Here is a 26,382-nt window from a genome sequence, read left to right as displayed (position 1 = left end):
TAAGTTGATATTTATTAAGAACTTCAATGGTGGCCTTTTGGTCCCCTCGCAATGATACTTTGTGAACCCGGTCAGGCCTGGAAGGGAGCAGCCGCAGCAAACGACTCATGTGCCGAGGTGTGGCTGGAAGGACACCACCAATTATTCTCGATTGTTTTTTGATGTAACAAGCCCTTCATTCACATCTAAATAATCTACTGCTTGTTTGACAGCATTTACAACATTCATTTGCATTTGTTGACGCTCACTTTGTGGTAAGTAAAAAGACATATCAACTTCGAACCTGATGTATCTTGGTGGAATTTGATTAAGGGCTAAACAACAGACATCAGCTATATAGTCTTCACTTTTGCTTTTATTTAATCCTAATGCTTCAATTCGTTCTAATACTAGTTGCTCGTAATAATTATGAATATCGTCATCTAACTTCATACGTTCTTCCTGTGCTAATTAATGTTAGTAATCTTTACTATATACGCTAATTTCAAAATAACTAATATTCTAAGTTTACCTAGCAAGCCTAGTAGTTAAGCTCTTGTCAGTTTTCTATTCCATTATAATTACTGAGTGTTTCATACTGTTAATAAATTGTAATAACTTGATATCAGCGATTTTTTTTTGAGTTTTCAAAGAAATCAATCTGGTTTAGCCAGTTGACCAACTATACACGTTATGTATATTATCAACCGTGAGGTTCACTACCTTTCACTATTAAAAGTCGTTTTAACGACTTATACACATTATAAAATTGTGGTCCAGGGAGACATACATGTTTACAAATTCAAAATTGACGAAGTCAATTCGTTTAGCTATGGCTGCGGGTGCAGCATCTACAGCATTGATATCTAATGTTGCTTTAGCTCAAGATGCAGAGACTGCTGAAGCCTCTGTTGAAAAGATATCTGTTACAGGTTCACGTATTCAACGTGCTAACCTAACAGCGAAAAGCCCTGTATTTGAGTTTTCTGGGGAAGAGTTCGTAGTTTCAGGTAACTTAAATATCGAGCAAAAATTAGCTGAGTTGCCAAGTACTTTACCGTCATTTGGCGCTAGCTCAAACAACCCAGGCGATGGTACTGCACGTGTTGATTTACGTGGTCTAGGTACAAGCCGTACATTAGTACTAGTAAATGGCCGCCGTTGGATCCCAGCGACTCAAGCTGGGGTTGTTGATTTAAACAGTATCCCAGGTTCTCTTATTGAGGGCGTTGATATTATTACTGGTGGTTCATCTGCCGTATATGGTTCGGATGCATTAGGTGGTGTTGTTAACTTTCGAATGAAAGATGATTTCGAAGGTGCAGAAATCAGCACTTTGTACGACATTACAGAAGATGGCGATGGTGAAAAATTCAATATCGACTTAACCATTGGTGGCAACTTTGCTGACGACCGTGGTAATGCAACTATCTATATGGGATATGCTAAGCGTGACGCGGTGTATCAAGGAGATAGAAGTTTTTCTGATGTTGCTTTAACTGAGGGTACAGATGGCCTAGTAGCTGGAGGTTCAAGTGGTATTCCAGGTACTCGTATATTTGGTGGCCCAACACTTCCTAATGGCGATACTTTAGGCCGTTTTTTACCTGATGGTTCAGGTGCAACTTTTGTTAGTCCTGACGATTTGTTTAATTATGCCCCTGATAACTTTTTACAGTTGCCTCAAGAGCGTTTAGCGGTAAATGGGTTTGGTCATTTTGATATTACAGACGATCATCGTTTATACGCAGAAGTAGGCTTTAACAGAAACACTGTTCCACAAGAGCTGGCACCAACACCTGCTTTTACAACAGTTGAGCTTAACCCTAACAGTGTATTTTTTGGTGCAGACGTTCAGGAAGCATTTTTGAATAGCGGTGAGTTAAATGCCGACGGAAACTATGAGGCATTTATTGGTCGAAGAATGGTTGAGGTTGGTCCTCGTCAATCTATCGACACTCGCTCTGGTGTACGTATTTTAGTTGGTCTTGAAGGTTACTTTAATGATAATTGGGGTTACAATACTTATTACAGCCGTTCAGAATTAGACCAAACAAACCTTTTAGAAAATGATGTTGCTGCTAGTCGTTTCCGTCAGGCATTGTTAGTGACAGATGATGGTACTGAGTGTCAAGATACATCAAATGGTTGTGTACCATTGAATATCTTCGGTGAAGGAACAATTACTGAAGAAGCGGCTGAATTCATCAGAATTGGTGCAACAAACGTGACTAACATTAGCCAAGAAGTGTTTCACTTTGACGTAGCTGGTGAACTACCTTTCGGCCTACCTTCTGCTGAAAATAATGTTGGTTTGGTTGTTGGTTTTGAGTCTCGTCACGATAGCTCAACTTTCCGCCCTGATGAATTCTTAGCAGCCGGTGATGTTCTAGGTTTCAACGCTGGCGACACAACTTCCGGTGGCTATGGTGTTAAGGAATTATTCTACGAAATCGATGTACCTTTAGTTGAAGAGAAAGATTTTGCTAAAGAATTGACTTTGTGGGTAGCTGGTCGTTTCTCTGACTATTCAACAGTTGGCAGTGTTGAGTCTTTTGCTACTTCACTTAACTGGGTAGTAAACGATACGGTTATGTTCCGTGCTGGTTATCAAGAAGCGGTTCGCGCTCCTAACGTATCTGAGTTGTTCTTAGGGCAGTCTAATGGCTTCCCTAGCGCGACAGATCCGTGTTCTGCTGATGGGTTCGTAGAAGGTACAACTGATAGTGATTTATGTGTTGCAACTGGTTTAAGTGCAGATCAAGTTGGTACATTTATTCAAGCAAACTCTCAAATTGAAGGTGTGTTTGGTGGTAATACAGAACTGAAAGAAGAAGAGTCAGAAACAGTTACTTTGAGTGTTGTTTTAACGCCAGTTGAAGACCTGACTGTTTCATTCGACTATTTCAATATTGAAATTACTGATGCAATTGACGTTCTTGGTGGTGGTGTTCAAAACGTTTTGAATATCTGTTATAACCAAGTTCAAGATATTAACTCTCCATTCTGTCAAGCTATTGACCGTCGAGCTGATGGTAACGTTGACACAGTTAGTGTTTTAAACGAAAACATTGGTGCACTTGAGACTTCTGGTCTTGATGTGAACATTAACTATAGCTTTGATTTGGACTTTGGTATCGGTGATAACAATTCTATCCTAATCATTGACTCTAGAAATACATTCTTGGATTCATTCGATATCACTCCAGTTGCAGAGTTAGGTACAGTTAACGAATGTGCGGGTGCATTTGGTAATACTTGTGGTTCTCCACTTGCTGAGTTCCAAAGTAATAACCGTATCACATGGGCAAGCGGCGATTTAAGCTTCTCAACCTTGATTCGTTATATCGACAGCACTACTGATGACCAAATCGTAGTTGGTGGTGTTGATGCATCTGAGTTAATCGTTCCAGAAATTAGTTCAGAGGTTTATGTTGACCTAAGTGCTAGTTACCACCTAGCTGATGGTGTACGTGTGAACGCTGGTATTACTAACTTGTTTGCGAACGAACCAACAGCATTGGGTGACTCTCAAGAACAAGCAAATACTTTCCCAAGTACATATGACTTGTTAGGACGTCGCTTCTTTGTAAGTGCAACATACACCTTCTAATTTTAGTTAAACTAGAAGATCTAAAAAAGCCAGGTTAATACCTGGCTTTTTTCTATATTTAAATGGTTATTTAAGTAAGAGTTTTAGGTTAAATATATAAATAAACAAACAATAGTACATTATATGCCGCATAGTAATTTGCAACAGCAACTCAATCAAATTTACACTTTCATCAAGCAAAACAAGCTAAGTCAGGCTGAAGCCTTATTAAAACCACTAAAAGCACAGTATCCAAGTTTGTATCAGATATGGTTTTTGTCTGGTGTAGTTGGAAAACAACAACTCCGATTTGAATCTGCAGTTAAAGACTTTAAACAAGCAATTTATTACAACAAAAATGATTGGCAGTTATATAACCATTTAGCTATATGTTTAAAACGTTTATCAAAACCAATAGAGGCAGAAGGGTATTATAAAACCGCATTCTCATTGGCAGGCCAATTTAAACATGAACCATTTAAAAACCTTTTAATTCTCTACATTGATAATAAGAGTTACGTTAAGGCTCTGCACTTAGTCGAAGAAAATCACAAAATAGTAGAAGCGTTCCCAGTGTTGCAAAAGTTAGTGGCAGATATTTATAGGCTTCAAGGCAAATTAGAGACTGCTATTTTACTGTATGAAAAAGTTTTGCTTAAACAACCAAATAATACCAACGCACATCAAAACCTTGGTCTATGTTGGCAGAAAAATGGAAAAGTAAGTCAGGCAATCAAGCATTTTGAAATAGCTAATAAATTAGAGCCTAATAATTATCAGTCTTTATCTAGCTTAGGCGACAGTTATGTCAGTTTAGGAGAGCCATTACGAGCTGAAATGTATTATTTGAATGCTTTGGAGTTGGCTCCACAGCAAAGAGAAATTCATGATAACTTGAATGAATTGTATTGGCAGTTAGGGAATTTACAGCAATTTGGTAAAAGTTATGAAAAAGTATTAGATCTGTTCCCAAATGATGAACTTCGTAGTGCTTTTGTAGATCTGTTATCCAGTGCAGCGCAATATGAGCGAGCTCAGCTTGTGCTTGAAAAGGCATCGGATCATAACAGTAAGAGTATTCTGAAAAGTAAGGCTTATCTTTTAGCCAAATTTGACCAGCTTCAATTGTCTATTTCAACTGCAGAACAAGCGCTTTTATTAGGATTCGATCTTGGGTTAGCATTACATAAAGTTCAACTTGAGATGAGCTTGAATAAACTAAGTGAAGCACAACTTAGTTTAGATAGAGTTTTTGAAGTATCACCTCATAATCAACTAGCATTAGCCCTACAAGGTACTCTATGGAGGCTAGTTGGTGATGCACGCTACAAGTGGTTAAATGATTACGATAATTTTGTTAGGGTTTATACTTTACCTGTGCCCAAGGGCTTTGCAAGTTTAGATGAGTTTCTCGAGAAGCTTAAAGAGCGCCTAATGACATTACACAAATTTAATACAGCACCGTTGAGGCAAACTCTTATTAATGGGTCACAGATCCCTGGGGGATTATTTTCTAAACAGTACCCGGAAATTGATTTACTTGTAAAGGGGATACGGGAGTTGCTAGAGACTTATATTCACAGTTTACCTGATGGCCCTGAACATCCACTTTTATCTCGTAAGGCAGAAGGCTATGAGTTTTCTGGCTCTTGGTCGGTCAAATTAGACTCTCAAGGATACCATGTGAGTCATGTGCATTCAGATGGTTGGATTAGTTCCTCTTTTTATGTTCATGTGCCAGAAGGGTTGAGCGGCTCTGAGGGAGATATATATTTTGGTAAAAGTTCATTGAATCTAAATACCAATGACGACATTGAACTTACTGTGAAACCTACTCCCGGAATGTTGGTTTTATTTCCATCATACTTTTGGCACGGCACTTTTCCATTTAAGTTGGCTCAAAAAGATGCATTTCGTTTAACCTCACCTTTTGATGTTGTACCTAAGGGCACTAAAGGTATTTGTGTATAGTTTGCAGTGGGACTTAGTTAAAGGAAGTCGAAATATAATATGGTAGTATCGATTTTTTCTGAAGTAGATGTGGCTTTAAAAAGTGGCAAATATCAGCTTGCTTTAAATATGTTGCATGAACTTAGTAAAGATAATTTAGATAATCCACAGTTTTTGTATCGCTATGGGGTTATCGAAGAGAGATATGGTGATTTAAATCGTGCTGGCTATTTGTACCTTAGGCTAATTAAAGCTTCTCCAAATGTCGCCCTTCCATACTTGTATTCAGCTTATGTATTTGAGCGTTTAGGGCAAAGAGACTTAGCTGCCATTTTATATTCTTTAGCAGACGATATAGATGGTAGAGCGTTAAGGCTAAAAGTAACTGATAGGGTGAGTGAAGAAGTCGTTTTACGTTCCTCTTCAGGAAAACGCTTTTTAAGTAGTTATTTTCGTCAGCAACATCAAGAGTTGACTGCCAATTTTCCCAAGACAATGTCTGATGCATGTTGGGTTCAATTGTGGGACAAGCCCATTCCATTTAAAGACCCGTTACAAAAGCCTCATTTGTTTTATCTACCACATTTAGCACCAAAACCAGTTTATGATTTATCTGTTGAAACTTGGGCCCGTGAACTTTGTGATGGAAGTCATGATATTGCAGGTGAGCTTCAGGCATATTTGCAGGGTGAGCGAAGTAACGTTGAACCTTATCTTGATCAGAATTATATATCACAACCTAATTTTAAGGACTTAGCTGGGTCTAAAAATTGGGGGGCGATACATCTATACCAAGACGGTAAGTTAAATGAAGAGACAGCTAAGTATTTTAAAAACACTCTTAAATATTTAGAGTCTGCTCCCTTGTATGGGTTAGATGACTCCCCATTTGAGGTTTTCTTTTCATTGCTCAAAGCTGGGCAAAGTATTCCATCTCACTACGGACTTTCCAACCATAGTTTGACAGTGCATTTGCCATTGGTTAACACTGATTCTGCTTACCTTGAGGTGGCAAATAAAAAATATTATTGGCGCCAAGGGGAATTATTAGCATTTGACGATAGTTTCGTTCATGCTGCTAATAACCATGGCAAAGAAGAGCGTATAGTTTTAATTTTTTCTATTTGGAATCCATCCCTCGAATCTGCAGAAACAGAGGCAATACAACAGATATTTTCACAGCGTAAAGTTTGGTTGGAACAACGCTATCATAGTATTGAACAAGCATTAAAAAATTATAATAAAGGAGAAGTAGAATGAGCCAGTATGTGGCGATTGACGAAACTGTTCATGGGCAATTAAAAGTAAACCCTCCAAAAGACTTTACTGTAGCAAAGGAACAAAACTTAATTCCTGTTGTTGTAACTGAGTTTGCAAATGCTGCTACAAGTTACCCTATCGTACTTCTATACGACAAAGGATTAAAACGATATAGAAGTGTTGTGCTTACCAGCATTTTTACTGGAGAAAATCTCTATTACAGACCGCAGCAGTGGGAAGCTATTTATATTCCTAAGGTAATTTTAAACTATCCATTCGCTATAGGGCTACACCCTAGTGAAAATGATAAACTTACGGTTCATATCGATGTTAAAAGTGAGCTGGTCAACAATAATATTGGATTACCATTATTTGAAATGGGCGCAGAAAGCCAATATTTTAAAAACGTTCAAGAAAGGTTAGGGAACTTATATCATGCTGAGCTCCTTACTGGAGAGTTTTTGGTACAGTTGAGTCAAGACAAATTGATTACGCCAATGCAGATAAATTTGGCTTTTACTAATGGTGATAAGAAAAAAATAGTTGATATGTTTACCATTGATCAACAAAAACTAAGTGAGTTACCAAGTGATAAAATTGCCGAATATCAACAAAGAGGTTACTTAGCACCTTTGTACTCTTTAGCTACTTCTAGCCTACAACTTAATCGCTTACGCCGCCTCTTTAACGAAAAACATGACATTGGTATAGAAGCAATGGAAGTAAAATCAGGCGATGAATTAGATTCAGGGTCAGTTACACCTAATGCTCCTAGTACTAATAGTTAAACGGAGTAAAAATGCTGAAATTTAATGAGGAAGTGCTGCGTACCGAATCCATTAGAGAAACTTTTCTCCAAAATGGTAAATGTCGTATTGAGGAGTTTTGGGAAAAAGATAGTGCTAAGAGTTTATCCTCTGAAATTTCTACATTACCATATTCACTAGCTTATAGTTTAAATGGGCTTAACCGAGAGGCTACTGATAAGGATCTTGCCGGTTTAAACGTTAGTCAACAAAGAGAGTTATTAAGAAGTATTCATCAAGAAGCTGCTAAAGGAAGTGGTTTCCTATATGGACGTTTCAAAATATCAAAGCAAAGTACTGGTTTGATAAGTGACGTATTAAAGCTTCTTAATAGTGAAAGTGTGTTGAATTTTGTGCGTGAAATAAGCGGTCATACTAATATCATTGCTGCTGATGCTCAGGTAACACGTTTTGCTCCAGGGAACTTTTTGACTAGACATTCTGACGATCTGGCTGCAGAAGGTAGAAAGCTAGCCTATGTATTTAGCTTTTCAGAGCAGTGGCACCCTGATTGGGGGGGACTTCTTCAATTTTATCATCAATCTGGAGAGCCAACGGATACATGGAGGCCTCATTTTAACTCCTTAACTCTATTTGATGTTAAACATATTCATGCTGTCACCTGTGTTGCCCCTTTTGCTCCACAGAATCGTTATTCTATTACAGGATGGTTTAAAAGTAAGGGTGTTTAAATTACCCTTTATTATTAGTGATTATAAAAGTGAATAGTAAAACTATATATGAACAGTTGTTGATGGCGAAAAGGTGTTTTGATAGCAATGACAACAAGGGGGCAGAACAAATACTGTTTCAGGTTATAGAGTTAGAGCCTCAAAACGTAGATGCGTTATTAGGTATAGCTCGTGTAAAAACCATGAGTAAAGACTGGAATTCAGCAATTAAATACCAAAGGTTAGCCCTTAAATATGAACCTTCAGAAATTCATATATTAAGTTATCTATGTCAATTGCTGTTAGTCACGAAAGACTTTAAAGGACTTCTTAAAGCGCTACTCGATTTTAAGGGAGTGGTTCCTGTCAATTTGCTAAAAGCACTATTGATTAGATTGTATGATCACTACGAGGTAGAAAGGTGTAAAGAGTTACTCATTCAATGGCAAGTGAAAACTAGCCATGAATATAATCAGTTGATTACATCACTTCCTCAAAATTCTGACTTTGAATTATTAAGAATTACCTACTTAGCGGCTACTGAAAGATTTCCAAATGAGTCTAATTTTTGGCAAAAATTAGCTAACGTTGAAGCTAGACTCTCCAATTATGATGCTGCGTTAACGGCTTTTGACAAAGCTACGTCAGGCAAAGATATTACAGCAAGTTTAGGGTTGGCATATGCAGATTTGTGTATTTTAGCTCATAAGCTAGATGAAGCTCAAAAGTGGTTAGGTTTAATATTTGATAGGCTATCAAACGATAATCATTTATTGAACTGGACTGAAGCTCAAATTCGCATACATCACTTCAATGGTAATACTAAGGGAGCAATCAAACATGCTACGTTTTTGCTTACTAAAACCACTGTAAATGGTTATGTTTGGCGTACACTGATTGAGACTGCAGAGAATGAAAAGCTAGCAAACATGCTTGAAGATTTAACTAGTTCTTTAAAAGAAGTATCTGACCCTTTTCATTCAAAAATGATGTCATATGCCTTAGCGAAAGGCTACGACCGCCTAAAGAACTATGGTTTAGCCTATGATTGTTATGAGATTGCGAATCGAGCACAAAATATTCACCTTAAAAAAATAGGACATAGTTTCTCGGATGTATCAGAACGTAAATATTTTGAATTCTTAAAAAATATAAATGTTTCTCCTGTAACGTTACATAGTAAAACTGACGAGTATGCGCCTATTTTCTTAGTCGGCTTGCCCCGTTCTGGAAGTACATTATTAGAAAAGGTTTTAGCACAGCACCCTAGAGTAATCCCAATGGGGGAGTGTGCTGTTTGGGGGAATTTGATTAATAATAAATTAATCCAACAAATTTCAAATAAGCAACCACCCGAACTAAATGGAGCAGAAATTTCACATTTTCGTCACTCGTATATCAATGCTATTGGTAACAAAAATATAATTAGTATCGATAAGATGCCACACAATTTCAGGTTTGCTCCTTTTATCATTGCTGCATTTCCAAATGCTAAAATAATTCAATTGAGGCGTAAAAAGGAGGCTGTCTGCTGGTCTGTTTTCACTCAACCTTTTTCGGATATACACAACTATTCGACGACCTTGCCTGATATAGCGGCTTTTTATCAGCAAAGTTACGAGTTGATGGATTATTGGGGGAAGAGTTATCCGAAAAATATTGTAGATATAAGGTATGAAGACATTGTAGAAAAAACACATAAAACATTGTCTGATTTATTTGAATGGTGTGGTCTAAACTGGGACCCTAAATTTTTAGACTTTTACCTGTCTAATAAACCAAGTTTCACTTTCAGTGAAAATCAAGTAAGGGAGCCGATTAATTCAAAAGGATTAGAAAAGTGGCTAAACTACAAACCTTATTTTCCTTCCAATTTTAGCTAAGTTCCTGATGATAAGTTAGATATTTTAATTTCTTGGTTTATTTTCTTACCTTAGTAAATAAAAGGTTTAAGTTAAGTGTGCCTAGCCCACAAATTATTAACTTAAAATCTAACTGTTAGAGCAAGGAGTGAAATCAGAATTTAGGCCTGTCTTTTTAATTAATGATTTCTTTGTCGCTCAATCTAATTTGTCGACTAGGGATAAATATTATAGGGCTGATTAGTTTCTGAGCGCATAGACTTTAAGCTCAAACAAATTATCTCTTTACGTTATTCCATCCTTGACAATTTGCCAGTAACCATGTGAATATTCAAACGTCTTAGTCTTTAGTCTTATAAAGATCTAAGCCCCTTAAATAACAGAGCTTAAAAGCCCCTTATCCACAAATTTCAAGTGTGAAAAGGATTCAAAAAAAGAAAATTGGTTGGGAATTATGTCCAAAATGAGCAAGAGAAACCTTATTGCTTCTGCCGTCGTTGGTGCTTTCGCACTCGGTAGCAGCGCTGTTGTCTCTGCAGACCCGTTAAATGATCTTCATAAAGAAGAAGCAAAAATTCATACGGCTGCAGCGAAATCCCAAGAGAAAATCAACAACCTGTACGAGCAGTCTCAGGAGTTATTTGTTGAATATCGTGGGATAGTAGACGAAACAGAAAACTTAAAAGTGTATAACGATTACGTTGCGACCTTGGTTGCGGATCAACAACGTGGAATCGATTCTCTTCAAACTCAAATTGATGGTATCGAAGGCGTTAAACGCGGAATTGTACCTTTGATGTTTAGAATGATTGACAGTCTAGAGAAATTTATTGACCTAGATGTTCCAATCAATCTAGAAGAGCGTAAAGCACGAGTAGAGCGTTTACGTGATGTAATGGCTAACTCAAACGTTACTACATCTGAACAATTTAGACAGGTAATAGAGGCCTACCAAATCGAAAATACTTACGGTAAAGCGATTCGTTCTTACCAAGGTACTTTTGATTATCAAGGAACTGAAGTTACTGTTGATTTCTTTAACTTAGGTAGAACTGCATTAATGGCTCTATCTCTTGATCAAAAAACAGCTTGGATATGGGATAACGATGCCCGAGCTTGGGAAGTACTTGATGATTCATACGTTAGCTCAGTTGTATACGCTGTTCGTATGGCTAATGCATTAGTACCACCTGATCTTCTTGAACTACCAATTAAAGCAGCGGAGTAATATTGATGAAAACTGTATTTAAATCTATATTTGCTGCTGCATCTATTTCTCTTTTAGCAACATCAGCACAAGCAGCTAGTACCCTTGAAGAGTTGTTAGAAGAAGTTAAGAAAAATAGAGTATCTGAAGCTCAAATTAATAAAGAAAGAGAAGCTGAATTTCAATCTGAGCGAGCTGATAAGCAAGCTCTAGTGAGAAAAGCACAGGCAGACCTTAAGGCCGAAAAAGCCCGTGGTGATGCTTTAGCTAAGCAATTCTCAGATAATGAAGTCGCATTAGCTGAAAAAGAAGCTGAACTTGTTCAAGCTACTGGTACGCTAGGTGAAATGTTTGGTGTTGTTCGTCAAGCGTCTGCCGAAGCTTACGGTCAAATCTCTACTTCTATTGTTAGTGCTGAATTCCCAGGACGTGGTGCTTTCTTGAAGCGTATGTCTGAAGAGTCTAAAGGCCTACCTAATATTAAAGAGTTAGAAGACCTTTGGTTCGCACTACAAACTGAAATGACTGAGTCAGGCCAAGTATCTAAATTTACTACAGAAGTAGTTAGCTTAGATGGTGGTTCAGAGCAACAAGAAGTTTTACGTGTTGGTACCTTTAACTTAGTTGGCGCTCAAGGCTATTTAGTATATGACGACCAAAATGAAATGGTTCAACCATTAGGACGTCAGCCTGATAGTCACTTAGTGAGGTCAGCTTTAGATTTGCTAAATGCATCTTCAGGATTAGTTCCTTTCTATGCTGACCCATCTAGTGGTGCAATTCTTGGATTGTTGAAAGAAAAAGCAACAATGATGGAACGTTACCATGCAGGTGGTTATGTAGGTTATGTTATTACAATCATGCTAGCTATTGGCTTGCTAATTGGTTTGTATAAAATCGTAACACTAACCATTATTGGTGGAAAAATCCGCTCTCAAATCAAAAATGTAGGTACTCCTTCTAGTGGTAACCCTCTAGGAAGAATCCTTCAAGTTTATCAAGATAACAAATCACAAGATGTTGAAACTCTTGAATTAAAACTAGATGAAGCAATCATGCGTGAACTACCAAAAATTGATAGCGGCATCAATGTTATCAAGATCTTCGCGGCTATTGCTCCGTTATTAGGTCTACTTGGTACAGTATTAGGTATGATTTTGACCTTCCAACAAATTACTTTGTTCGGTACAGGTGACCCTAAACTGATGGCTGGTAGTATTTCAATGGCATTGGTAACTACTGCTCAAGGTATTATCGCTGCACTACCTCTGTTACTAACGCACAGCATTGTGGCTGGACGTAGTAAATCTATTACGCACATACTTGATGAGCAAGCTGCAGGCATAGTTGCTGCACACGCAGAGTCGGAGAAAGCTTAAGATGTTATACCTGATAGAACTATGGGAGTCTGTCAGGGACTTTATCGCTGCCGGCGGTGACGTTCTTTACGTTGTCGCTTTAACACTCTTTCTTATGTGGGTTTTAATGATAGAGCGTTATTGGTATTTAGGTTCCGTGTATCCAAAAATTAGAGATGAAATTATCTCTAATTGGGATGCACGAGCTGATACTACCTCATGGTATGCGCATAGAATCCGTGACACATGGATTTCACAAGCATCCGATGGTTTAAGCGCAAGAATGATGTTGATCAAAATACTTGTTGCTATGTGTCCTTTGATTGGCCTTCTAGGTACAGTTACTGGCATGATCGGTGTATTTGAGACTATGGCGACTCAGGGGACAAGTAACCCTCGTCTAATGGCCGGAGGTATTTCTATGGCGACTATTCCAACTATGGCTGGAATGGTAGCAGCGTTGTCTGGTGTTTTCTTTAGCTCTCGTTTAGAGGCCAAAGTAAAAATTGCCAGAGCTAAGCTGATAGACAGCCTGCCCCATCATTAAAGAGAGGATCTTATGGGTCGAAAAATTAGAGTAGAAGACGAAGATGCAGAGATTGATATGACACCAATGCTTGACATTGTGTTTATCATGCTGATTTTCTTCATCGTAACTACCGTCTTTGTAAAAGAAGCGGGTATTGATGTGAATAAGCCAAACGGTACTCAATCTGTCATGCCTAAAAATGCCAATATTTTTATCGCGGTAACCGCCGATGAAAAAGTATGGATAGATAAGCGTGAAGTAGATATTGATAGCGTTAGAGCAAACCTAGAGCGTTTGATGGCTGAACAACCTTCTGATGTAATTATAATTCAAGCAGACAAAGAAGCCGAACATGGCGTAGTTGTTGATGTAATGGATCAAATTAAGTCAGCTGGTATTGATCGAATCTCAATAGCAACGGCGGGAAGTTAATATGGGTCGATTAATAGTTTCTATATTAGTAGGGGCCGCAATTGCGTTCGGGCTTTTTGTATTGATGGCTAAATTAATATCAAATACATCTATGCCGCCTCAAAAGCAGACTGATTCTCCAATTATTGACATAGTGATGGCTGCGCCGGATGATGCTACTCAATTGAGACAGCGTGTTCCGCCACCGCCACCGCCTCCACCCAAACAGCCTCCTAAAATTGAGCCTGTAGAACCAGATGTAGCTGATGTTAGTACTGATGGACTTGGGTTTAGTATGCCGAGTGTTGATGTAGGTGGTGCTTCTGTAAATATCGGTGGGGTAGGTGCAATGCGTGACGGTGAAGCTACACCAATCGTTCGTATTGAACCAAAATACCCAGTTCAAGCTGCTCGTGATGGTAAAGAAGGTTGGGTAAAACTTTCTTTCACAATCAACGAAGTTGGTGGTGTTGAAGATGTTAAGGTTATTGAAGCTGACCCTAAACGTGTTTTTGATAGAGAAGCACGTAGGGCATTAAGTAAGTGGAAATATAAGCCTAAGATCGAAGATGGAAAACCAATGAAACAGTTTGGCTTAACTGTGCAATTAGACTTTAAGTTGGATCAATCATAATGAAGAAATATTTAAAACATTTGTGTGCGGTTTCAGCGTTAACTGTGGCTGCGGCTTCTCCGAGCATAGTATATGCTCAAGATAAAGCAAAACCAGTTGGTCCGATAGCTTGTCCTGATTATAAACGTGGACCTACCAATATCCCTAGTCAAAAAGTGGGTAAAAAGGTAGGTCAAGCGCTTGAGTTTTATAACAATGATCAAGTACCAGAAGCTTTAGAAGTTTTATACGAAATTGAAACGTCGGATGAGTTTGATAGAGCTTTTACAGATAGGTTTATAGGTAACTTACTTGCCACTCAAAGTGGTCAAGGTAAGAAATCTATAGAGTATTTACAAAAGGCTGTATCTGTTAATAAGTTAAATGACTCTGAGCAAGTTGGTACTATCAAGTTGATTGCAGATTTAAGTCTTCAAGAAGAAGAATATGGAGATGCAATTAAGTGGTATACCCGTTGGTTGGATACAACCTGTAAAGAAGATTTTGATGTTTATTTCAGAATTTCAAACGCATATTATCAAACTGGTAAGTTTGCTGAAATTATAGAGCCTATCAACAAAGCTATTAGCTTGTCAGATAAGCCAAATAAAACAGCTTACGCGCTCAAAATGACTTCTTATTACAACCGCAAAATGTATAAAGAAACCATAGCTGTTCAAGAAGATATTGTTAGACTTTTTTCTGACGATAAGGCTCAGTGGACGCAACTAGGATTCTTTTATTTATTAGTGGAAGACAATAAGAAAGCTTTATCTACATTTGAGGTTGCTTATGGTCAGGGTTACTTGACTAAGGCCGCTGAAATTAAAGCTTTAAGCCAGTTGTATACGATGAATGATATTCCTATCAAGGCTGCTAAAGTTCTTGAGAAGCATATTGATTCAGGACTTGTTGAAAAGGATGCGAAAACTTTAACTAGTATTGCTACTTCTTATCAACAAGCTAAGGAGTTCAAAGAAGCTGCTGATTATTATGAACAGACAGCTATTCTTACTTCTGATCCTGATATGTATCAAAAACAAGGCGTTATGCTTTATATTGCTGAGCAGTATAATGATTCGTTAGTTGCTTTACAGAAGGCCTTAGATGGTGGCTCTGATAAAGTTGGCCGTATTCATTTAACTATGATGGAAGCCAATTTTTATAAAGGTAACTTCAAAACTGCTTACAAACATGTGTTAGAAGCTAAGAAGGATAAGGCAACAGCTCGTAGTGCGAGAAGTTGGGAACCTTATATCAAAGAAAAAGCTAAAAACCGTGGTATAACACTTTAAAAAAAAGCTCCTTCGGGAGCTTTTTTTATATCATCAATATCTTCGCAAATCTTAATTTAGTATTAAGTCTTTCATACAAGCTCTAAGGAGCGATTCAATTTGTTTTTTCCCCGTTAATGTAAACTCAGACTTTATCTTTTCATGTGATTTATTTTGCATGATAAAAGCAGTTAGAAAAAGAGAGTGCCTTTTGGGAATGTTACAATTGCCTATATTAGAAGACACAGCTAAATAAATATCTTTATAACAGCTTGCGAGAGGCCTTGTTCCATTTATAAATTGAAGTACCTTGTCGTGATTATAAGTTTCTAGTTCATGGTTCGATTGCTTGAGTAGCATCAGTGCAATATCAGTCGATATATTTTGCAGTACTTTGCTTAGATTAAATCTAAAGTTTTCAGAAAATTCCTTCTCTAATCTATCAATTAAGCCTTTTGGTGTAGTGTTGATTGCCTTTATGCAAATACAACTTTGTTCGCCACTTGATACCTCTGCTTTGTGGGATATTTGAACAGGGCTAAATTTACTTTTACTCCAAAACTTAATTATATCCGTGTTTGCCCCAAAAGCAGCGCTTAATAGATTTATATTATCGAAGCTAGCTTGTTGCTCGATATGTTTTATCAAAGCTTCTCCTAAGCCTTGTCTTTGTAATTTAGGGGTTATAGCTATTCGACTAATTCGCCAGTGTCTTAATAGACATAGTTCAGGCAGATAATACGTAGAGGCCAGTTGTTGGCATACTAAGTGACCTTTGAAGCGCCTACTGCATTCTGCTATGGCTTCTTTCATGTCAGTTAGGCATTCGCCCCCTTCTTCGATAATTTGAACAACCCCTATAACATGGTCGTTGTCCATTAAAGCAAAACAATGTTGTTCTTGAGCGTCTAAAAGCCTTTGTAAGTCATCCGGGCTTGTTTGGTAATGAGCCTCAAGAAGTAGGCTGAAAACTTCCTCCAGTAAATTATGATCTTCTAAAAGTTCAGCTTGGCTTATTTTTCTAAAAGTAAAATTTTCTTTGCTGTTGCTATGGGAGATACCATTTCTTTTATAATTATAAAACATGGTATTAAACCAAAAATTCTCTAGTGTATCTGATGCGTACCATCTAATTGGTTGATTTAAATGTATTCTTTTATAGTTTGGTTTTAGCTTTTTAATAATATTGATAAATTTTACTTCGAAACCTCGGCCGCTCCCTTCATAGCCATGGCTTGTTGTACTAAAAATAATTCTCGGAAATTTTTCTAATAGCTTGATTAAAATAGGTATTGGTATGGCAGCGGCTTCATCTAAAAATAGCACATCCGGTAGCTCGCTCTTCGACAGCACTTCATCTATAGCTTTGAAGCTAAGGGAACTATTATTGATATTTAGGGAGTAGTTATTGGATTGATGACCGTTGGGAAGTCGCTTTTGGGCATGGTTGAATATTTGTATAGTATTCGTTTTTAAAGGAGCTGTTACCCATATAATTAAGTTTTTATCGATCATCATGCTAGCGGCAGCTATGCCAAGTGCTGATGACTTGCCTCGCCCTCGGTCAGCAGTTACAAGAAGTGGCCTATGGGCTCTTCCAAGTGCATGTTTACATATAAGTTGTATGGCTTCTTCTTGTTCTGCGTATCTATTTTCAGTAATTGTATCGCCTAAATAACAAATAGGAGATTGAAATGACTCTTCAGTTAAAATAGCTACGTCTTGGCTATTTACAAAACTAGAAGACAAATAGTTGTAGAAGTTATTTTGTAAATCTAAGCGGTTATAACCGAAAGAAATACGGTTAGCATTTTCAGGATCAGGATATGTTATCCAGTCTGAAAACTGCGGACATAATAGGATCATTACCCCATTTGCTTTAATCGTACCACTTAAGGCTATTGCAGCGTTTGCTCTGAAGCCTTCAAAACAGTCTAGGATTAAATGGTTGTACTCTTGCCCTAATTTACTTTGATAGTCTTTGATATTAATGGTGTCGGCGTTAGATTGCTTTTTCCCTACGAATAATGAGTTTTCGTCAACTAATTCAGTTAAGGAGTCTACACACTCGTTTACCCAGTCTCTATCACCGCTAATTACTAATAATTGTCTATGGCAAGGTTTGTTATTTCGGCTTTTAAACCAAATACTTAATTGACTAGGTGAGTTCACTTAATTAGGATTCTTTCTCTATCGTAATTGAGATAGTGTAAGCAAAATAAATGAGGAATACGAATGCGCTTTTTATCTAGAAGGTTGGTCATGCCCAATGATCTAAATTATGCAAACTCTTTGTTTGGGGGGAGGGCGTTAGAATGGATTGATGAAGAAGCGGCTATTTATGCAATTTGCCAATTGGAAACTAACGTTCTAGTAACTAAACATATTGGAGAAATTAGTTTTGAGTCGCCTGCAATGCAAGGAGATGTTGTAGAGTTTGGACTTGAAACTAAGAGAGTGGGGAGAACGTCTATCACTATTACATGCCTAGTGAGAAATAAAATTACTAAAAAGACCATATGTATGGCTGATGATATAGTATTTGTAAGTTTAGACGCTGAAACTAGGTTGCCTAAACCCCATGGAAAGACAGATAGTTTGTTAGAAAGTTAATACTTTAACCGTAAATCAGGTTACGCTGCTTGTTGATTTTAACTACATATATTAAATGGATGAATACTTGAAACTGGTTTATAAAATATTGTTAACGTCGCTAGTTTTTCTATTAGTTTTAAATGAAGTAAGTGCAGCACAAGATGAGAATTATACTCTTATCGAAGAGTATGACCTGCCAGCTGAATTAAAAGAGTCATCTGCGCTATTTTGCTCCAGTAATGACACAGCCTTTACGCTAAACGACTCGGGAAACCAGGCTGTTATATATGAAATAGATAATAAAGGAATCATAGTTAGCAGCCGCTCCCTAGATATTAAAAATAAAGATTGGGAAGCAATAACCGGTGACGAAAATTACTTGTATATAGGAGATATCGGTAATAACAGAGGCAATAGAAAAAAATTAAAGATCCAAAAAGTAACTAGAACTGGTGAGGCGCAAGTTATAGAGACGGTCGAGTTTAGTTATTCGAATAACATAACCAATGATAATAAATATTTAGCCCATGATTTTGATGCTGAAGCCATGGTTAACCATGGTAGTAACTTATATTTATTTTCGAAAAGTTGGGATACTGGAACGCTATTTATCTATAAGTTAGACAAAACTACTGATGAGCAAGTTATAAAACCTGCTTTTGAAGTGAATGGTTTACCAGGTGTCATTACTGGAGGGGATTATGATACCAAGCGTAAACAGTTTGTTTTAGTTGGATATAAGGTTTGGGGGCTGGGATTTTTTTCGCCTTTTATGACCATATTGGATGAAAATTTAAATCTTGTTAAGTACTTTAACTTAGAAGGATATGGACAAGTGGAAGGTGTTTGTATAACTAGTAACGATGAAGTTTGGTTTACACAGGAAAACTCGTTTTTCTCCAAGAACAAATTAGTTAAAGTAAAAGTAACTTACTAAATATCTTTTTGCTCTTTCACATATCTTAACTTTTATTGCTAATCAGCATGGCACTGTTACACTATGTGCTCTCATAGCAACGAGTTTAGAACTTGTTGCTTTACACCAAGGGGGGCCAAATACGGCTGAGATTTGAGTGCAAACTCATGACCCTTACACCTGATCCGGATAATACCGGCGTAGGAATGGTAAGACATAATTATTCCCATTTACGTGCCGTAAAGCCGGATCTTTTCAATCAATTCTGAAGAGATCCTCCTAAATGAAGTTTAGTAAAAAGCCCTTAGCGACCTTAGTTAGCTATTTTTTAGTTAACACTCTTGTATCGGCTCAAACCGTTGAAGAAAACGTAGAAGTTATAACAGTTCAAGGTGCCTTAGTAAGTACACCTTTATCTAAGATGGCTACTAGTATTTCTATACTGGATGAAGCAGCCATTACAGCCCGTCAAGCACAACATCTTGAAGATATTCTAAATCGAGCTGCCAATGTTAATTTTGCCAGTGGCGCAAGCAGAGGGCGGTTTGTACAAATTCGAGGAATAGGTGAGCGTAGTCAGTTTACGGATCCTGTAAACCCTTCAGTAGGTTACTTAGTCGACGGAATTAATTATTCAGGGTTACTAGCAGGTGCAAGTACTTTTGATATTGCCCAAGTAGAAATATTTAAGGGCCCTAATAGTGCTCGCTTTGGCGCTGATGGCCTAGCGGGAATGATTAATGTTATCAGTAATGATGCCAATGACGAAACCAGTTTTGACACACAGTTTGGTGTCGCCAATTATGGAAGTTGGAACCTTGGAGCCGCTGTAGGTGGTGCGGTTAGTGACTCAGTTAATTATCGTCTTTCCGTTCACCAAAATACCAGCGATGGCTTCATTGATAACATTTGGTTAGACAGAGAAGATACAAATAACATTGATGAATTAACGGTAAGGGGAAAGCTAAACTGGGAAGTTAATAAGGAACTAAACATAAAGACAGTTGTGCATTTAATTGATGTTGACAATGGCTATGATGCTTTTTCACTTAATAGAGACCGAACTACCTTGTCAGACGAGCCTGGTTTCGATACTCAAAAAAGTGAAGCTCTAGGTCTACTTGTTGACTATAAAGGATTAGATTTTGCCGACTTGAAAGTTCAAGCAAGTCTGATGCAAGCCGATTTAGGTTATGGTTATGATGAAGATTGGAGTTATGTTGGTATAGCTCCAGGTTGGGAATACTCTTCTACCGATCACTATTTGAGAGACCGTAACGACAGCAATTTAGAAGTAAAACTAAGTAGTAAAAACAGCGAAGGTAACACTTGGGTGGTTGGTGGTTATTTTTCTGATAGGTCAGAAGATTTAACTCGTGAATATACTTGGTTGGAAAATCCTTTTGAGAGTCAGGTCGACCGTCTTGATTTAGCTTTGTTTGGTCAATATAAATATCTTATATCTGACTCTCAGTGGATAACGAGTAGCCTACGCCTTGCATCACAAACCCTAGACTATAGCGATTCTTATTCTACAGATGAATCAATCGATCACTCTGATTGGGGAGCAGAAATCAGCTATCACCAAAATGTTGGCGACAATAGCATGTTATACCTCAGCTTATTACGTAGCTATAAAATGGGTGGGGTCAATGGACAGTCTTTAAGTAAGGTGGACGATGAAGACGTCGCTGATTTTAGACAGACTATTTTAGATAACGCTATTTTTGATGCAGAGTCTCTTATTGGTATTGAGTTTGGAATCAAAGGTACCAACCAAGAGGGTACTCTAACTGTTGACTTCAGTACTTTTTACCAAAAACGAGATGACGTTCAATATAAAAACTCTATTGTTAACGAGCAATCATTCGTTGATTTTTATGAGAACTCTACAGATGGTAAAAATTACGGGGTTGAAGCAATTATCAATTATATTTTTTCTGATGACCTAAGTGCTTTTGCTAATATTGGATACTTAAAAACTGAGATTAGTAATATCACCCGCCAAGATGGTTCTAATATCGATGGCCGAGAACAAGCTCATGCTCCCACCTATCACGTTAATGCTGGCGTAAACTGGGAAATAACAGAGAGTATTAATTGGTTAATTGAATTCGATGCTAAAGATGATTTTTATTACTCTTTTAGTCACGATAATAAGTCTGACAGCGTTTTTCTTACCCATACAAGTCTAGATTATCAATACGAGCATTGGATGGTTAGTTTATATGCCCGAAATTTATTTGATGAGCTATATGCTAATCGAGGCTTCGCCTTCGGAAATGACCCGAGAGATGAATATGCTCCACATGTATACGAGCAATTCGGTGAACCGCGCCGTGTAGGTATCAATGTTAGATATCAGTATTAGTTGATTTTTAATGGCTGAACTCAGTCTGAGTTCGGCTCTTTACTTTGGAGTTACGATGAAGTTAGTTGCAGAGTTATCTATGTATCCTTTAAACGAGCAATATTTAGAGCCAATAAAGGATTTTATTGACAGGTTAAATAGCTATGAAAACATCAAAGTGAGCACCAGTGCCACTAGTACTATTGTGAGTGGAGACTATTTACCCACAATGCAACTGTTAGCTGAAGAAATGCAACGGAGCCATAAAGAAATAGGCCAGGCCATTTTTGTGTGTAAGTTTCTTAACGGTGACAAAATGAGCTCAAAAGTGTGATTGATAGTTTCATCGCACAGCTTACAGCGACGTCTTTCTTAGAAGGGGTTGCTGTTATCTTAGCTCTAGCCTATGTTTGGCTTGCTGCATTACAAAATGTTTGGTGCTGGCCTTGTGCTTTAGTTAGCACCGCACTATATACATGGTTGTTTTGGAGCGTGTCTTTGCCGTTTCACACCCTTTTGAATATTTATTTTATGTTGATGGCGGTATACGGTTGGCTCAAATGGACAGGAAGCAAAGAGCAATCGATTACTGTTAAAACCTTGCCTATATTTTATCATTTGTTGTTCATCAGCGGTTTATCATTAGCTGCGATTGGACTTAGTTATTATGCTAGCTCGATATTTGATTCTAGTTACTTATATTTAGATGCGTTTATTACTGTTTTTAGTGTATTTACGACTTTTTTAGTTACCCATAAAGTGAGAGAAAATTGGTTGTACTGGATAGTCATTAATATATTTGGTGTGTATCTATACTTTTCTAAAGGTATGTCTTTGACTGGGGTTTTATATCTGTTTTATGTGGGGTTTGCTGTTTACGGTTACCTTAAATGGCGAGGGGATAGCGCTATTAATAGCGACAATATAGCTGCGACATGAACTCCTTCTTACGCACCATAAAAGAAGAATTATCAAGTTTAGTATTTCTTCAGCCAAATTTTATTATAACGCCTATGGATGGCGGTGCGCTTAATAGTAGTTACCGCCTTCAAAGTGGCAGTACCTGTTATTTTCTAAAAACATTTGAATCAGATTCAATTGCTAAGTTAGATAGGCAAGCCCTATTTCTTCTTCAAGAAGAACTATTTGCTAACCATTTGGCCATAGAGCCTGTTTATTTATCAGGCCGACATCTGTTTCAAGTTGACCAATGGGTAGAAGATAAAACCTTAAATAAGGCTAAGTTATCTAAGACTGTCATTATCGAGCAATTAGCAAAAGCTTTGGTCAGAATTCATAAGGTGAAAGTGACTCATGCCTATCCTCTAGACTTACCAGCACAGTGGGCACATTACATTAGTATACTGGAACCTAGGGTAGAGCCAGCAGACTTAATCTTATTGCAAGAATACACTGACATATGGCGCTACGCATGCTCTGAGGAAGTGGTATTTTGTCACAACGATTTGGCGCTATCTCACGTTACCGCTAGTCAAACGCCCAAGGTATTTGATTGGGAATACAGTGCGTTATCCAATCCTTATTTTGATTTGGCTTCATGCGTCGTGATCAATCAAATAGGCCATAAAGAGGCTGTACATTTGTGTGCTGTTTATAGTGAGCTAATGGGAAAGCATGGGGAAGATGTTTGGCAAAAAATTAAAGGGATGCTACCTCTGGTTGAGTTTACGAATCGCCTTTGGTTTGCAGCTGCAAAAACAATCGATTAGCTTAAAATAAGCACTTATTGGTTGTTAAGTGTGCAGTTGACTTGTGGATGCTAAAGGGATAACCAAAATTACTTTACCTTTTACTTTACGTCAGTATAATTCAGGCCCTCAGCAGGAGTGTAGTTCCAATTGGTAGAACAGCGGTCTCCAAAACCGATGGTTGGGGGTTCGAATCCCTCCACTCCTGCCAACTTTCTTTTGTCAATGTATCGACAATCAACTTTCAATTCATGATATTGTTTTAATATGACACGCACTAGCCATTCATCAATTAGCACATATCAAAGCGCCATTTTAACTGAAATGGGGATTTCCAATTGGGGTTTATTATCCCAGGAAAAAGTTGAAGCTAGCCCTTCTGAGGCGCAAATGAAAGAGCTAAAACAGCCAGAATCAGTTGCGTACAACACATCTAGCGTTAAAGAAAGTGCATTGACCAAATTACAGCAGCTTAAAAAACAAAACGCTCCTCTAAAGAAAACAGATTCAATATTAACTACTTTTACAAAGGACGATCTATCTACTCCAATATTTCAAGATGTTTTGCTGGCATTAGAGTTAGCGGATACCTCTGTTATTCATGTAGATAATGGCCAAGAGCAGAGGTACGAAGAGTATCCAATCTTTTGGGGAGTGGGGGATAGTTTGAGCTACAAAAATAAAAAATTATATACCACAAGTTTAAAGGGGTTAAGTACATCCGCCACCCTAAAAAAGCAACTTTGGGACTTACTCAAAGAAGCTAAAGTTAACTCACTGTAACCTAGTAAACTTACCATCGACGACTCTATGGACTTAGAATTTAGCGCAGTCACTTCTGATTTAAATCAAACATGTTTCGATTTACACGTACAGGGCCAGTTTAGCCCATGGTCTAAGAGAATATTTGATGACTGTATAACTCCGCCATATTTTGCAAATTGCCTACTAATTGATGAGCAAGTAATGGGGTATTACATAGCAATGCCAGTGTTAGATGAAGTGACTCTGATGGATATTGTAGTTGATCGTAAATTTCAAGGAAAAGGATATGGTAAAAGACTTTTAGAACATTTTATAAAAGCATGTAGTAGTAAGAATGCGGTTCAATTATGGTTAGAAGTGAGAGAGTCGAATAAAGCTGCCATTTATCTATATGAGCAACAAGGTTTTGTTTTGATAGAACAACGTAAAAACTATTACCCAACCGCTTCAGGTAAAGAAGATGCGTTAATTATGGGATTATATATAGGTTAAAAGGAGGATTGCTCCTCCTCTTTTAGGTTTTACTTTCGAGCCGCAGTTACATTTAAGCTTTCTGCTTGCCCTTCACCTTCAATTGCCATTTTGACAAATTTTGAAGAGTTGTAATTACAACCCACACACATAGCAATGAACTGATTCATGCTAGGAGCGCCAATATTCTTTTCCCAGTTTTCGTATGTTTTACGAGTCTTAACTTTCGCAAGCTCAGCCATTTTTACAGTTGTTAAACCAGCGTCTTGACGCATTGCTCTTAAATCTGCACCACTTATATACATAATCTATTTCTCCAATTTTTATGAAACTACAGCAGAGTTATTTTTGAAGTTATTACACTCTACTTTCTTTGTCGGAAACTAGTTTATAAATAAAAATGTGGATTTGGTTCCACAAGGTGAAATAATTTCACTTTTTTAGCCAGAAGTTTACTTAGCTAAATACTACATCTCTTACGCTCTGAGTTTTGAGTGTAAGAGATATTTAATAGAATACTTCATCGCAGTAATATAAATTTAACTTAAGGCGTAAGTTGTGCTTGGCGGAGTACGCTTAGAGTTGGTCATAGCTAATTGTTGAGCAGGTGGAGTACGCTTAGAGTTGGTCATAGCTAATTGTTGAGCAGGTGGAGTACGCTTAGAGTTGGTCATAGCTAATTGTTGAGCAGGCGGAGTACGCTTAGAGCTTGTCATAGCTAACTGTTGAACAGGTGGTGTACGTTTAGAGCTTGTCATAGCTAACTGTTGAACGGGTGGAGTACGCTTAGAGTTAGTCATAGCTAATTGTTGAGCAGGTGGGGTACGCTTAGAGTTGGTCATAGCTAATTGTTGAACAGGCGGAGTACGCTTAGAGCTTGTCATAGCTAATTGTTGAGCAGGCGGAGTACGCTTTGAGCTTGTCATAGCTAATTGTTGAACAGGTGGTGTACGCTTTGAGCTTGTCATAGCTAACTGTTGAGCAGGCGGAGTACGCTTGGAGCTTGTCATAGCTAATTGTTGAGCAGGTGGTGTGCGCTTTGAGCTTGTCATAGCTAATTGTTGAACAGGTGGAGTGCGCTTAGAGCTTGTCATAGCTAACTGTTGAGCAGGTGGTGTGCGCTTGGAGCTGGTCATAGCTAACATTTGTAATCCTTGCTCGCTATCAATTTTATTTTTTGTGGAGTACTTGTCAATAATGTGAGCTTGAGTAGGAAGTGTTAATCCAGTTAAAAGTAAAAATAGTAATTTAAAATTTTTCATTGTTAATCCTTGATCATTTATATTTAAAAGGTGGGCTAGTTCCCACTCAAGGATTATCTCTGTTTTTTATATATATGTAGAGAGGTAAACTATACCTTCATAATTTTGGGGAGTAAGAGTTTGTAACTTTCATGAAAAACAACCCAAATAATCAAGGTAGCGATGGTTTGCGTTAGATAGGGATAGATTGTATACATTAATATAGCGTCGGAATAACTAAAGACATGCCTAACCCAGTATTCCAATATCATTGCTACCTGAATGAAAATGAAAAAAGCGCTCAATCTATAAATTGCCCAGTCTAAATTAATAGACTCACTTCGTTTGGGAAAATAATGCTCTACAAAACTAACTCTAGAAAATATTAAGAAGCGAACGCCTAAGCTGGATATGGTCAACCACATATACCAGGTTGTATTCGGTGGGTTATAAGAAGTAATATACCAAAAAATATTGGTGATAATCATCAAAATGGTAACTGCTAAAATTACGCGTGTAATCTTATCGTGGCGGCAGAAGTATAAAACAGCTAAGGAAAATATATAGAAGATAAATTTAAAAGTTAAAGTGTCATCCCAGAAAAGCCATAAGGTTTCACCGATTATTGCCTGAATAAACAAAATAACAACAACTGAAACTATGTTTATATTATCTTTGCATAAAAGTGCGGTAAATACTAATACCGCTAAAAATACACGATCAAAAATGTAGGCATTGCCAAAAGATAATATCCCAAACGCCACAAAAAGCCCTCCGAAGAGCGCTGTCATTATTGTTGGGAGGTAGGCGCGAATTAACATTG

At 37.6% G+C, this 26,382-nt stretch carries 25 protein-coding genes, 1 tRNA gene, 1 other RNA gene and 1 riboswitch; of the genes, 22 read left to right on the top strand and 5 right to left on the bottom strand.

All coding sequences use genetic code 11. The features are described 5' to 3' along the window. Positions 1-35 precede the first annotated feature (35 nt). Positions 36-132: signal recognition particle sRNA small type (gene ffs / locus ACMUMK_RS10185), an RNA gene on the top strand. A 9-nt stretch (positions 133-141) separates the two neighbouring features. Here the strand turns inward: ffs and ACMUMK_RS10180 are convergent. Next, positions 142-432 carry a late competence development ComFB family protein gene (locus tag ACMUMK_RS10180; protein ID WP_414701011.1) on the bottom strand — a complete coding sequence of 97 codons (291 nt, stop codon included), beginning with the start codon at positions 430-432 and terminating at the stop codon, positions 142-144. A gap of 337 nt (positions 433-769) precedes the next feature. Between ACMUMK_RS10180 and ACMUMK_RS10175 the strand changes: the two genes are divergently transcribed. The 12 genes from ACMUMK_RS10175 to ACMUMK_RS10120 all read left to right on the top strand — a co-directional run bounded on the left by ACMUMK_RS10175 (position 770) and on the right by ACMUMK_RS10120 (position 15,533). Continuing rightward, the gene (locus ACMUMK_RS10175; RefSeq protein ID WP_414701010.1) at positions 770-3,592 is read left to right on the top strand and encodes a TonB-dependent receptor domain-containing protein; all 2,823 of its coding nucleotides are present in this window, start codon (positions 770-772) and stop codon (positions 3,590-3,592) included. A gap of 123 nt (positions 3,593-3,715) precedes the next feature. Continuing rightward, the gene (locus tag ACMUMK_RS10170) at positions 3,716-5,542 is read left to right on the top strand and encodes a putative 2OG-Fe(II) oxygenase (RefSeq protein ID WP_414701009.1); all 1,827 of its coding nucleotides are present in this window, start codon (positions 3,716-3,718) and stop codon (positions 5,540-5,542) included. Between the two features lie 39 nt (positions 5,543-5,581). Next, positions 5,582-6,781 carry an aspartyl/asparaginyl beta-hydroxylase domain-containing protein gene (locus ACMUMK_RS10165; RefSeq protein WP_414701008.1) on the top strand — a complete coding sequence of 400 codons (1,200 nt, stop codon included), beginning with the start codon at positions 5,582-5,584 and terminating at the stop codon, positions 6,779-6,781. Beyond that, entirely contained in the window at positions 6,778-7,569 is a 792-nt protein-coding gene (locus ACMUMK_RS10160) for a SapC family protein (RefSeq protein ID WP_414701007.1), read from the top strand. Before ACMUMK_RS10165 ends, ACMUMK_RS10160 begins: the two co-directional genes overlap by 4 nt. Before the next feature lie 11 nt (positions 7,570-7,580). Further along, positions 7,581-8,279, top strand: coding sequence for a 2OG-Fe(II) oxygenase (locus tag ACMUMK_RS10155; protein WP_414701006.1), 699 nt, complete (start codon positions 7,581-7,583; stop codon positions 8,277-8,279). 29 nt (positions 8,280-8,308) lie between these two features. Beyond that, entirely contained in the window at positions 8,309-10,141 is a 1,833-nt protein-coding gene (locus tag ACMUMK_RS10150) for a tetratricopeptide repeat-containing sulfotransferase family protein (RefSeq protein WP_414701005.1), read from the top strand. A 442-nt stretch (positions 10,142-10,583) separates the two neighbouring features. Beyond that, positions 10,584-11,348: a DUF3450 domain-containing protein gene (locus ACMUMK_RS10145; RefSeq protein ID WP_414701004.1), complete on the top strand. Its 765-nt coding sequence runs from the start codon at positions 10,584-10,586 to the stop codon at positions 11,346-11,348. A gap of 5 nt (positions 11,349-11,353) precedes the next feature. Then, the gene (locus tag ACMUMK_RS10140) at positions 11,354-12,706 is read left to right on the top strand and encodes a MotA/TolQ/ExbB proton channel family protein (protein ID WP_414701003.1); all 1,353 of its coding nucleotides are present in this window, start codon (positions 11,354-11,356) and stop codon (positions 12,704-12,706) included. A gap of 1 nt (position 12,707) precedes the next feature. Further along, positions 12,708-13,232 carry a MotA/TolQ/ExbB proton channel family protein gene (locus ACMUMK_RS10135; protein ID WP_414701002.1) on the top strand — a complete coding sequence of 175 codons (525 nt, stop codon included), beginning with the start codon at positions 12,708-12,710 and terminating at the stop codon, positions 13,230-13,232. A 12-nt stretch (positions 13,233-13,244) separates the two neighbouring features. Then, on the top strand, positions 13,245-13,646 hold the full coding sequence (locus tag ACMUMK_RS10130) for an ExbD/TolR family protein (RefSeq protein WP_414701001.1): 402 nt from the start codon (positions 13,245-13,247) through the stop codon (positions 13,644-13,646). A 1-nt stretch (position 13,647) separates the two neighbouring features. Then, positions 13,648-14,259 carry an energy transducer TonB gene (locus ACMUMK_RS10125; protein WP_414701000.1) on the top strand — a complete coding sequence of 204 codons (612 nt, stop codon included), beginning with the start codon at positions 13,648-13,650 and terminating at the stop codon, positions 14,257-14,259. Further along, positions 14,259-15,533: a tetratricopeptide repeat protein gene (locus ACMUMK_RS10120; protein WP_414700999.1), complete on the top strand. Its 1,275-nt coding sequence runs from the start codon at positions 14,259-14,261 to the stop codon at positions 15,531-15,533. Before ACMUMK_RS10125 ends, ACMUMK_RS10120 begins: the two co-directional genes overlap by 1 nt. Before the next feature lie 51 nt (positions 15,534-15,584). Here ACMUMK_RS10120 and ACMUMK_RS10115 read toward each other — a convergent pair whose 3' ends face one another. Next, positions 15,585-17,684: a tRNA(Met) cytidine acetyltransferase TmcA gene (locus ACMUMK_RS10115; RefSeq protein ID WP_414700998.1), complete on the bottom strand. Its 2,100-nt coding sequence runs from the start codon at positions 17,682-17,684 to the stop codon at positions 15,585-15,587. A gap of 63 nt (positions 17,685-17,747) precedes the next feature. Between ACMUMK_RS10115 and ACMUMK_RS10110 the strand changes: the two genes are divergently transcribed. The 9 genes from ACMUMK_RS10110 (at position 17,748) to rimI (ending at position 24,339) form a co-directional block, all read left to right on the top strand. Further along, positions 17,748-18,125, top strand: a complete 378-nt coding sequence (locus ACMUMK_RS10110) for an acyl-CoA thioesterase (protein ID WP_414700997.1) — start codon at positions 17,748-17,750, stop codon at positions 18,123-18,125. Positions 18,126-18,192: 67 nt separating this feature from the next. After that, positions 18,193-19,044, top strand: a complete 852-nt coding sequence (locus ACMUMK_RS10105; RefSeq protein ID WP_414700996.1) for a hypothetical protein — start codon at positions 18,193-18,195, stop codon at positions 19,042-19,044. 98 nt (positions 19,045-19,142) lie between these two features. Continuing rightward, a riboswitch (TPP riboswitch) is annotated at positions 19,143-19,247 on the top strand. A gap of 59 nt (positions 19,248-19,306) precedes the next feature. Continuing rightward, entirely contained in the window at positions 19,307-21,394 is a 2,088-nt protein-coding gene (locus ACMUMK_RS10100) for a TonB-dependent receptor (RefSeq protein WP_414700995.1), read from the top strand. Positions 21,395-21,449: 55 nt separating this feature from the next. Continuing rightward, complete coding sequence (locus tag ACMUMK_RS10095) at positions 21,450-21,707, top strand: hypothetical protein (protein ID WP_414700994.1); 258 nt, start codon at positions 21,450-21,452, stop codon at positions 21,705-21,707. Then, positions 21,707-22,312, top strand: a complete 606-nt coding sequence (gene pnuC / locus ACMUMK_RS10090; protein ID WP_414701403.1) for a nicotinamide riboside transporter PnuC — start codon at positions 21,707-21,709, stop codon at positions 22,310-22,312. Before ACMUMK_RS10095 ends, pnuC begins: the two co-directional genes overlap by 1 nt. After that, positions 22,309-23,103 carry a phosphotransferase gene (locus ACMUMK_RS10085; protein WP_414700993.1) on the top strand — a complete coding sequence of 265 codons (795 nt, stop codon included), beginning with the start codon at positions 22,309-22,311 and terminating at the stop codon, positions 23,101-23,103. Before pnuC ends, ACMUMK_RS10085 begins: the two co-directional genes overlap by 4 nt. Positions 23,104-23,216: 113 nt before the next feature. Continuing rightward, positions 23,217-23,293: transfer RNA gene (locus ACMUMK_RS10080), tRNA-Trp, on the top strand. A 56-nt stretch (positions 23,294-23,349) separates the two neighbouring features. Continuing rightward, a complete protein-coding gene (locus ACMUMK_RS10075; protein WP_414700992.1) occupies positions 23,350-23,865 on the top strand; it encodes a DNA polymerase III subunit psi in 516 nt (171 codons plus the stop codon). Positions 23,866-23,892: 27 nt separating this feature from the next. Then, a complete protein-coding gene (gene rimI / locus ACMUMK_RS10070) occupies positions 23,893-24,339 on the top strand; it encodes a ribosomal protein S18-alanine N-acetyltransferase (RefSeq protein ID WP_414700991.1) in 447 nt (148 codons plus the stop codon). A gap of 29 nt (positions 24,340-24,368) precedes the next feature. On the opposite strand, the gene ACMUMK_RS10065 is transcribed toward rimI, so the two are convergent. The 3 genes from ACMUMK_RS10065 to ACMUMK_RS10055 all read right to left on the bottom strand — a co-directional run bounded on the left by ACMUMK_RS10065 (position 24,369) and on the right by ACMUMK_RS10055 (position 26,380). Continuing rightward, positions 24,369-24,623 (bottom strand): XRE family transcriptional regulator, encoded by a 255-nt coding sequence (locus tag ACMUMK_RS10065; RefSeq protein WP_414700990.1) that lies wholly within the window; start codon positions 24,621-24,623, stop codon positions 24,369-24,371. A 234-nt stretch (positions 24,624-24,857) separates the two neighbouring features. Beyond that, positions 24,858-25,580, bottom strand: a complete 723-nt coding sequence (locus ACMUMK_RS10060; RefSeq protein ID WP_414700989.1) for a hypothetical protein — start codon at positions 25,578-25,580, stop codon at positions 24,858-24,860. Between the two features lie 89 nt (positions 25,581-25,669). After that, complete coding sequence (locus tag ACMUMK_RS10055) at positions 25,670-26,380, bottom strand: hypothetical protein (RefSeq protein WP_414700988.1); 711 nt, start codon at positions 26,378-26,380, stop codon at positions 25,670-25,672. Positions 26,381-26,382 lie beyond the last annotated feature (2 nt).

It is taken from the genome of Paraglaciecola sp. 2405UD69-4, assembly GCF_047525415.1.
Taxonomy (GTDB): domain Bacteria; phylum Pseudomonadota; class Gammaproteobacteria; order Enterobacterales; family Alteromonadaceae; genus Paraglaciecola.
Note: the sequence above shows the minus strand (reverse complement) of the source record. Positions and strands in the feature narration are given on the sequence as shown.